Source organism: Mycobacterium aquaticum (assembly GCF_002086485.1).
Classification (GTDB): domain Bacteria; phylum Actinomycetota; class Actinomycetes; order Mycobacteriales; family Mycobacteriaceae; genus Mycobacterium; species Mycobacterium aquaticum.
The window spans coordinates 61,159-70,298 of record NZ_MVHF01000037.1 but is presented as its reverse complement, the minus strand read 5'-3'; the positions used below and the strand labels follow the sequence as shown (position 1 = coordinate 70,298).

The following is a 9,140-nucleotide window of genomic DNA, read 5'->3' as shown; positions in this document are numbered from 1 at the left end:
GTGGGCGGGCGTGGTCAACGATTTAGGTCTGCACCTTGGGGGGGGGGGGGTATTGGGTTGGCGCCGGGGCCCCCCGCGGTTGCCGGGTGGGGGCCCGCGGGGGGGGCGCGGGTCGGGGGGGCACGCCACCGGTCTTTCATGCGGTCGAGCAGACGCAGCCGCGTGTCCTGGTTGCGGACCCAGACGAACCGGACCGGGCGCGTGTGGTGTGGTGCCGGCGCGGTCAGTGCCTCGCCGACGGCGGCTTCGATGAGATCGGCGGGCACGGGTTCGGTCGAGAACCGGCGCACCGATCGGCGCAGCAGTTGAGCTTGCTTGCGTCCCAAGTCAATTGACTCGGCGGTCCCGAGCCAGAAGAGATCGTCCTCACCGGAGCGCAGCAGGGTGCGCGCGGTGGATCCGTCATCGGGCAGGCTCAGTCCGCGAACCACCGCCACCGGGATCGCGGTCAGCTTGCCCTTCACCAGATCGGCGGCGGCCGCGATTTCGTCGGCCACCGCGACCTCGGTGACGACGAGTTCGTTGCCGTGCCGGTCCATCGCCCCGGCATAGCCGTGCAGCACGGTCAATCCCGATGCGCCGATGGCGAAATCTGTCTGGCCGTTGCGCCAGGCGCGGCCCATGGTGTCGGTGATCACCACTGCCACGGTGACGCCGAGTCGCTCACGCAGCCCGTCGCGCAGTGATGCGGCGCTACCGTCCGGATCGACGGGCAGCAGGGCCAGCTCGGTGGATCCGACATTGGAACCGTCGACCCCGGCAGCGGCCTGGACCAGCCCGATAGCGTTCTCGGTGATCAGCGTCCGTCCCTTGCGGGCCAGTACGCGAACCGCCTCGCTGTCGATCAACTTGCGCCGCAGGGTATCCCGCTCATCGGGATCGGCAGGGGCGTCGACGATGCGGCCCTCACACTTGGACACCACCTTGCTGGTGACCACCAGCACGTCGCCGTCCCGCAGCCAGGGCGCCGCGGTGGCGAGCGCACCCGCAAGATCGTCGCCGGGCCGGAACTCGGGCAGGCCCGGTACCGGCAGGATCTCCACCCGGTCGGCCGAGCCGTGCTCGCTCACAGCCGGACCCCCGCGAGATCGAGGCCGGCACGCACCATTTCGGCGGTGGTCGCAGGATCGGTCATCAGCAGCGGCACGGCGCGCACGGCCACGCCCTCGATGTCGGCGTGATCGCCGGTGTCCACCAACCAGCCGTCCAACAGGCCGGTGGCCGACCGCGCCCCGAAATGCCGACCGACAGCTTCGGAAGTGGACTCCACGCCGATGATCGACAGGCACTCATCTGCCATGCCACGCAACGGTTTTCCCGCCACGATCGGAGAGTAGCCGATGACCGGCGCGGCGGTGGAGCGAAGTGCGCCGCGGATGCCGCCGATCTGCAGGATCGATCCGATGCTCACGACGGGGTTCGACGGTGCCAGCAACACCGCATCGGCCTCGGCGATGGCCTCGGCGACACCCGGTGCGGCGGTAGCTTGTTCGGCGCCGACGTACGCGAAGCTGTGCGAGGGCACCTGAGCGCGGTAGCGCACCCACCATTCCTGGAAGTGGATCGCGCGCCGCTCGCCCTCGTGCTCGCCGGGGCCGGGGTCGGTGATCACCACGTGCGTCTCGCAGCGGTCGTCGCTGGCGGGAAGCAGTCGCGCACCCGGTGCCCAGCGCTTGCACAGCGCCTCGGTGACCTGCGACAACGGGTAGCCGGCCCGCAGCATCTGGCTGCGGACCAAGTGGGTGGCAAGGTCGCGGTCGCCCAGACCGAACCAGTCGGGCTGCACGCCATATGCGGCGAGTTCCTCCTTGGCGTGCCAGGTTTCGTTACGATGCCCCCAACCCCGTTCGGGGTCGATGCCGCCTCCGAGCGTGTACATGCACGTGTCGAGGTCGGGGCAGATCCGCACGCCGTACATCCACGCGTCGTCGCCCACATTGACGATCGCGGTGAGTTCGTGCTCCTGTGTCTCGTTGCCAGAGCCGTCGGCAAAGGCGCCGAGTCGCAACAGATTCTGGACCCCCAGCAAAAACCGGGCGCCGCCGACGCCGCCGACCAAAACGGTGATCTTCACAACGCTCGACATTAGGCGCAGAGGGGTCTCGCATGGAAACGACGTCGTCACGACCAGGACACGCCGATGTTGCGACGCGCCGAATTGATATCACGAGATGGTATGAATTCCCGCCGATCCGCTTGACCCCGGCAGCTAACACGTGTGTAATCACAGCAGTGTCATTTCCCGGTTAGCGACTGATTCCGGTGTTGCAAACCGAGATTCGATCAAATGTTCGAATGAAATGGCCTATATCACAATAGTGGGGCTCCACTGTGGATCTACGAGACCGAGTGAGGAGGCGGGGGAGATGTCTTATGAGAGCGGCGATTTCGATCGTGTTGTCCGGTTTGACAACCGGCTGCTCGGCTCGGTAGACAACGCACCGCACATCAACACCGGGCCGACACCGATGGGGGCAACCGGACGTCCTCAACTGAGTTTGGTTCCCGATCAAATTGATGTTGATCCGGCAACTGAAGATGACCAATGGCAGGAACGTGCATTGTGCGCGCAGACTGATCCTGAGGCATTCTTCCCGGAAAAGGGCGGGTCTACCCGTGAGGCCAAACGCATCTGCCAGGGCTGCGAAGTCAAGGATGCGTGCCTCGATTATGCGCTGGCGCATGACGAACGCTTCGGGATCTGGGGCGGGCTGTCGGAGCGTGAGCGTCGTCGGCTCAAGCGCGGCATTATCTGAAGCTCTGCGCGAAGCGCTTCAGAATGCACTCTGAGCCGCTTTGCGAAGCGCTCATGGCGTTCTGAGGCGCTTCGCGTGAGTGTCCGATGCGGGTTGTCGCCCGCTGCGAGCGACACTCAGTCGTCGTCGATCGTCGGATCGATGACCGACGGTTCTACCCCCAGATAGGTGGCCACCTGAGCCACCAGGATTTCATGCAACAGCTCCGCGAGGTCGTCGGCACTCTTGGCCCGACGCTCGATCGGCTTGCGAAACAACACAATTCGGGCCCGGGTGGTATTTCCCCGGACATCTACCCCCGCCGGTATCAACCGGGCCAACGCGATCGGACCGTCCGCGATGACCTCCGGCGGCCACTGCACCGTCTCGGGATCCCTCGGCGACATCCGGGGAATCTCGTCGACAGCGACGTCGAGCACACTGACCCGAGAAGCCCACCGCCGCTCGATCGGCTCGTAGGCCTCCAGCACTGCCATGTCGAACCGCTCGGCGCGGCTGCGCCAGCCGGGCACGGATCGGGGAAGCAGCGGCCCGCGGACATCGCGACCGCGACGCGATCGCCAAAGGTTCCGCTGAGCCACGCAGGAGATCGTAACGGTTCGAGATCGGCCCCTCGGCGGCTGCGCGTGTCCGAACGCGTCCAGCGACCGTCCAAGATAATCTCTGGTGCGTGAATGTTCCCCGTCGCTGCTGCCGGCCCGGGTGCCCGCATTATGCCGTGGCGACGCTGACCTTCGTCTACTCCGACTCGACGGCTGTCGTCGGACCGCTCGCCACCGTTTCCGAACCGCATTCCTGGGACCTGTGCGTGGGGCATGCCAGCCGCATCACCGCACCGCGCGGCTGGGAGTTGGTACGCCATGCCGGGCCGTTGCCGACGCATCCCGATGAAGACGACTTGGTGGCGCTCGCAGACGCCGTACGCGAGGGCCACGACGGTGCCGCGGTACGCGGTTCAGTGACGGCAGGTTTCTCCGATCCTGCCCCCGGGATCACCGGTGGAGCCGTGATGGCACCGGCGGTGCGACGGCCCGAACAGAACGGCAGACGCCGGGGTCATCTACGGGTGTTGCCTGACCTCGACGATTAGACAACTGTTAAGGCAGCGTGGTGGGCTCAAGCTAGTGCCCGTGTGGTCGTCTTACGGCGGTTAGGCTGGCGCCAACGATCCCGTTTGCAAGGAGTTCCTAATGTCTCGGCCGGCTGCTGCTGTTCAGCGTGTCATCAAGGCGTATGACGTACGTGGTTTGGTCGGCTCGGAGCTCGACGAGCAGCTCGTAGCCGAGGTGGGCGGGGCGTTCGCCCGGCTGGTTCGCGGTGAGGGGGCGTCCCAGGTCGTCATCGGACACGACATGCGTGAGAGCTCACCTGAGCTGGTCGCGGCGTTTGCCGAAGGTGTGCGTGGGCAGGGGCTCGACGTCGTCCGGATCGGACTGGCCTCCACCGATCAGCTGTACTTCGCGTCCGGGCTGCTGGACTGTCCGGGAGCGATGTTCACCGCCAGCCACAATCCGGCCGCATACAACGGCATCAAGCTGTGCCGGGCAGGGGCCAAGCCCGTCGGCAAGGACACCGGGCTCGGAACCATCTCCGACGAGGTGATCGCCGGGGTGCCCGCGTTCGACGGCACGGCTGGCACCATCGCCGATCGTGACGTGCTGGCCGAGTACGGCGAGTTCCTGCGCTCGCTGGTGGACCTGAGTGGACTGCGGCCGCTGCGCATCGCGGTCGACGCGGGCAACGGCATGGCCGGGCATACCACCCCTGCGGTACTCGGGCCGATCGCCGGAGCCACGGTGCTGCCGCTGTACTTCGAGCTGGACGGCTCGTTCCCGAACCATGAGGCCAACCCGCTGGACCCGGCGAACCTGGTCGACCTGCAGGCCCACGTCCTGGCCACGGGGGCCGATATCGGCCTGGCCTTCGACGGCGACGCCGACCGGTGTTTCGTCGTCGACGAGCTCGGCCGTCCGGTCTCGCCGTCTGCGGTGACCGCACTGGTGGCGGGACGCGAGCTCGGCCGCGAGATCGGCGCGACCATCATCCACAACCTGATCACCTCGCGGGCGGTTCCGGAACTGGTCGTCGAACGCGGCGGCACACCGGTGCGCTCGCGGGTCGGGCATTCCTACATCAAGGCCCTCATGGCCGACACCGGCGCGATCTTCGGCGGCGAGCATTCGGCGCACTACTACTTCCGCGATTTCTGGGGTGCCGACTCCGGCATGCTCGCCGCGATGCATGTGCTGGCCGCGCTCGGTGAGCAGGACCGCCCGCTTTCGGAGCTGATGGCCGACTACCAGCGCTACGAGTCCTCCGGTGAGATCAACTTCACTGTCACCGATGCCGCCAAATGCGTCGACGCGGTGCTTGAGTCCTACGGTGCAGGCATCCAGAGCATCGATCACCTCGACGGCGTCACCGTGGACCTCGGCGAGGGCAGCTGGTTCAACCTGCGTACGTCCAACACCGAGCCGCTGCTGCGGCTCAACGTGGAGGCCCGCACCACCGAGGACGTCGACGCGATCGTGAAGACCGTGGCCGACCGGATCAGCACTGTGAGTGAGGCGGCGAGGTGAACGCCGTCGACTCGACGGTGGACCTCGACGACGGCGACGGTCTGCTCGCCGCTGACCGCAACGGTCTGCTGCGGGCGGCGGCGATGGCCGGTGCCCAGGTGCGTGCCACGGCCGCGGCGCTGGCCGAAGGGGTGCTGGAACCGCTGAGGTCCGACCTGCCACCGCGCACGGTGGTCTGGGTGGCCGGTCGCGGGGTGGCGCACAGCGCCGGCACGATGCTGGCCGCCGCGCTCGGCGGAACCGTGGCCGCCCCGATCGTGATCGCGTCCGAGGCACCGCCGTGGATAGGCGCGCTGGACGTGGTGATCGTCGCAGGCGACGATCCGGGGGACCCGGCGCTGGTGAATGCCGCGGCCACCGCGGTGCACCGCGGTGCGAGGGTCTTGGTGGTGGCACCCCAGGAGGGGCCGCTGCGCGATGTGACGGCGGGCCGCGCCGTGGCGCTGCCGCCGCGCCTGTGGGTGCCCGACGACTTCGGGCTCACCCGCTATCTGGCCGCCGGGCTCGCGGCGCTGCATGTGGTGGATCCCGGTACGCGCGTGGATCTCTCGGCGTTGGCCGACGAGCTGGACGCCGAGGCGTTGCGCAACAGCACGGCGCGCGAGCTGTTCACCAACCCCGCCAAGACACTGGCCGAGCGGATGTCGGGTGCCGACGTGGTGCTGGCAGGGGACACTGCGGCGACGCTGGCGCTGGCCCGGCACGGTGCCGATGTCATCTTGCGACTGGCCGGGGAGGTGATGGCCGCGGCGGGTCTCGGTGATGTGCTGGCCGCCGTCGCCAACCGGGCGGCCGACCGCAGCGGTGCCGAGCGGTCGCTGTTCCACGACGAACAGATCGACGGGCCGTTGCCCAGCCGGCTGCGCACATTTGTTCTCACCACGGACACCGAACGACCCGCGGTGTCCGCGCGCATCGCCGGGTTCGACGACATCACGGCGATCGGTGCCGAAGACGTGCCCGACGCGGGCCCGGCCATCCCGGTCGGGCGGGCGGAACAACAATTGGCGATCCTCGCCGTGCGGTTGGAGATGACGGCCGTCTACCTGAAACTGGTTCGAGGTTAAGCGAGTGCATCTGCTACGGGGAGCGGTGCGGACCTATGCCTGGGGTTCGCGGACCGCCATTGCCGATTTCACCGGAAGGCCCAGCCCCACAACTCATCCGGAAGCCGAACTGTGGTTCGGTGCGCATCCCGGTGACCCTGCGTGGCTGCAGACCGACGATGGTGAGGAGTCGTTGCTGCAAGCCGTCGCCGCCGATCCCGAGGGACAACTCGGCGCCGCGACCATCGGACGCTTCGGCGACACCCTGCCGTTCCTCGTCAAGGTGCTGGCCGCCGGGGAACCGCTGTCCCTGCAAGCACATCCGAGCGCACAGCAGGCCCGCGAGGGCTACGACCGCGAGGACCGCCTCGGGATTCCCATCTCGGCGCCGACCCGCAATTACCGCGACCGCAGCCACAAGCCCGAACTGCTCGTCGCGCTCGAACCGTTCGACGCGCTGGCAGGCTTCCGTCCGGTGGCGCAGACGGTCGAACTGATGCGCGCGCTGGCGGTCTCCGACCTCGACCCGTACATCAACCTGCTGTCCGACCAGTCCGATGCGGACGGACTGCGGGCCTTGTTCACCACCTGGATCACCGCCCCGCAGCCCGACCTCGACGTCCTGGTGCCCGCAGTGTTGGACGGCGCGATCAACTACATCCGTTCGGGGCAAAAGACTTTCGCTGCCGAGGCCAAGACGGTGCTGGAACTCGGTGAGCGCTATCCGGGCGATGCGGGCGTGTTGGCGGCGTTGCTGCTCAACCGCATCAGTTTGCAACCGGGCGACGGCATGTACATCGCCGCAGGCAGTCTGCACGCCTATCTGCACGGCATCGGTGTCGAGGTGATGGCCAACTCCGACAACGTATTGCGCGGCGGCCTGACACCCAAACACGTCGACGTTCCCGAACTGCTGCGGGTGTTGAATTTCACGCCGACGCCGCAGGACCAGTTGCGTCCCAAGATAATCAGGGACGGACGCGAACGGATCTACAAGACACCGGCATCGGAATTCGCCGTCTCGGTGCTTGAGGTCGACGGAGATCAGCTCGGTCACGAGATCGACGCGCCGTGCCGTCACGACGGTCCGCAGGTGCTGCTGTGCACGGAGGGAGCCGCGGTGGTGCATGCCAAGAGCGGCACGCTGACGCTGGAACGTGGGTCGGCGGCGTGGGTGCCTGCCGACGACGGGCCGATCCGGTTGACGGCCCAGCAGCCGACGCACCTGTTCCGGGTCACGGTCGGGCTGTAGCGCCCGACCGGTCCGTCACTCGGCCGGTGCGCTCACCGTGGGCTCGGTCCGTTCGACACTCGGGCTCGCGGCGGCGGGGGCGTCACCGGTACGTACCCGGCGCCGCTGCGCCCGCATCAGCCGCATGTTGTTGCGGATCGCACGCCCGATGAGCCGCGGGGTCGGCAGCAGCCACAGGCTGTCGAGCAGGCTGGTGCGCCGCAAGAACCACTCGGCCAGGACCGCATCGGTCTCCGCGGCACCGACGAACTGTTTGAACAAGCCGAAAACCGGTCCGTACCACCAGAGCCGGGAACCTTGCGCGCCGTGCTCCTCGAGATCGGCGACGGCGTTCATGAGCCATACCGGGAAGGTGGTTTTCGCGGTTGCCCGGGCCAGCCGGCCGGCCAGATCCTGCGTCCCGTCGTCGAGGACGCAACGCAGATTGCTCGCCTGCAGTGCCGACATCGTCACGCCCTGCCCGAATGTCGGATTGAGGCTGGCGACCGCGTCGCCGAAGGGGATGATGCCGCCCGGCAACTCGGGCATCTTGTCGTAGCGGCGCCACTTGGCGGTGGGGTAGCGGTGGAAGTTCATCCCGCCCACCGGTTCGCCTTCGCGCAGTGCGGCACTGATGTGCGACGGCAGCACGGTGTCGGCCAGCTTGCAGATACCTGCGAAGTCCCGCGGCGGCTCGGCCTTGCCGACCCCGAACGCCGTCACGATCCAGATGCCGTCTTCGTGGAACAGCATGCCCATGCCCCGCGGCCGGTCGAGTGCGGCGCCGACCACCACCATCTTCTCGGTGATCAAGCCCTCGGGGATGTGCACGCGCTGCGATGCGTAGGTGACCCCGACCTGGACGGCGTCCTCCCTCGGCTTGCCGTAACCCCACTGTTCGAACCAGACCGGCAGGCGGCTCCCGCGGCCCGAGGCGTCGACCACCAGGTCGGCTGCCACGGTCTGGCCATCGTCGAGCACGACGCCCGTCACGGCACGAGCCGCGGTGTCGAACTGCGGATTGGAGACCACTCGTCGTTGCACATCGACCGACGGGATGGCCAGCACGCGCGTGCGGATCTGCCACTCGAGGTGGCCACGGCTCGGCAGATACGCGGTGAACTTGCCTTCCAGATCCTGCCTGCCGGTGCCGAGCACATAACCTGCCGCAGAGAAATGGATCGACTCGGGCTGGTTGCGCACCACGGGAACGCCCGCGGCGGCCATGTCGGCGAGCAGCCCGGGAAACACCGATTCCAGTTCCTGCGCCCCGCGGGCCATCAGAAGATGGACGTGCTGACCCTGCGGTATAGCGCTGCGGTTGACCGGTTCGTCCGGCAGTTCGTCACGTTCGTAAATCGTGACGCGATCAAAGTGATCGGATAGCACCCGGGCAGCGCACAGGCCTGCAATGCTGCCACCGATGACAACAGCATGGCGGGAACGGGACTGAAGATTACGACGCATCGGTGTCGACAGTAATGGATTCAATCCCGAGATCGGGTCAATGATGAGAGGTGGCGTCAAT

At 67.4% G+C, this 9,140-nt stretch carries 8 protein-coding genes and 1 pseudogene; 5 read left to right on the top strand and 4 right to left on the bottom strand.

What is annotated here, in order from left to right:
• Positions 1 to 110: 110 nt before the first annotated feature.
• Positions 111 to 1,070 (bottom strand): annotated as a pseudogene (locus tag BST13_RS27910) (coenzyme F420-0:L-glutamate ligase); the annotation flags it as partial.
• On the bottom strand, positions 1,067 to 2,074 hold the full coding sequence (gene cofD, locus BST13_RS27905) for a 2-phospho-L-lactate transferase (RefSeq protein ID WP_095533733.1): 1,008 nt from the start codon (positions 2,072 to 2,074) through the stop codon (positions 1,067 to 1,069). The pseudogene BST13_RS27910 and the gene cofD, both read right to left, overlap by 4 nt.
• Before the next feature lie 292 nt (positions 2,075 to 2,366).
• Between cofD and BST13_RS27900 the strand changes: the two genes are divergently transcribed.
• The gene (locus tag BST13_RS27900) at positions 2,367 to 2,756 is read left to right on the top strand and encodes a WhiB family transcriptional regulator (RefSeq protein WP_064949766.1); all 390 of its coding nucleotides are present in this window, start codon (positions 2,367 to 2,369) and stop codon (positions 2,754 to 2,756) included.
• Between the two features lie 116 nt (positions 2,757 to 2,872).
• Here BST13_RS27900 and BST13_RS27895 read toward each other — a convergent pair whose 3' ends face one another.
• The gene (locus BST13_RS27895) at positions 2,873 to 3,337 is read right to left on the bottom strand and encodes a metallopeptidase family protein (protein ID WP_083167927.1); all 465 of its coding nucleotides are present in this window, start codon (positions 3,335 to 3,337) and stop codon (positions 2,873 to 2,875) included.
• An 89-nt stretch (positions 3,338 to 3,426) separates the two neighbouring features.
• Between BST13_RS27895 and BST13_RS27890 the strand changes: the two genes are divergently transcribed.
• The 4 genes from BST13_RS27890 to manA all read left to right on the top strand — a co-directional run bounded on the left by BST13_RS27890 (position 3,427) and on the right by manA (position 7,633).
• Positions 3,427 to 3,846: a DUF3499 domain-containing protein gene (locus BST13_RS27890; protein ID WP_083167925.1), complete on the top strand. Its 420-nt coding sequence runs from the start codon at positions 3,427 to 3,429 to the stop codon at positions 3,844 to 3,846.
• Positions 3,847 to 3,946: 100 nt separating this feature from the next.
• The gene (locus BST13_RS27885) at positions 3,947 to 5,335 is read left to right on the top strand and encodes a phosphomannomutase/phosphoglucomutase (protein ID WP_083167922.1); all 1,389 of its coding nucleotides are present in this window, start codon (positions 3,947 to 3,949) and stop codon (positions 5,333 to 5,335) included.
• Positions 5,332 to 6,402: a TobH protein gene (locus tag BST13_RS27880; RefSeq protein WP_083167919.1), complete on the top strand. Its 1,071-nt coding sequence runs from the start codon at positions 5,332 to 5,334 to the stop codon at positions 6,400 to 6,402. The genes BST13_RS27885 and BST13_RS27880 overlap by 4 nt, the downstream gene beginning before the upstream one ends.
• A 4-nt stretch (positions 6,403 to 6,406) precedes the next feature.
• Positions 6,407 to 7,633: a mannose-6-phosphate isomerase, class I gene (gene manA, locus BST13_RS27875; protein WP_083167917.1), complete on the top strand. Its 1,227-nt coding sequence runs from the start codon at positions 6,407 to 6,409 to the stop codon at positions 7,631 to 7,633.
• 15 nt (positions 7,634 to 7,648) lie between these two features.
• Here the strand turns inward: manA and BST13_RS27870 are convergent, their stop codons facing one another.
• Positions 7,649 to 9,079, bottom strand: coding sequence for an FAD-dependent oxidoreductase (locus tag BST13_RS27870; protein WP_083167914.1), 1,431 nt, complete (start codon positions 9,077 to 9,079; stop codon positions 7,649 to 7,651).
• Positions 9,080 to 9,140: the final 61 nt, after the last annotated feature.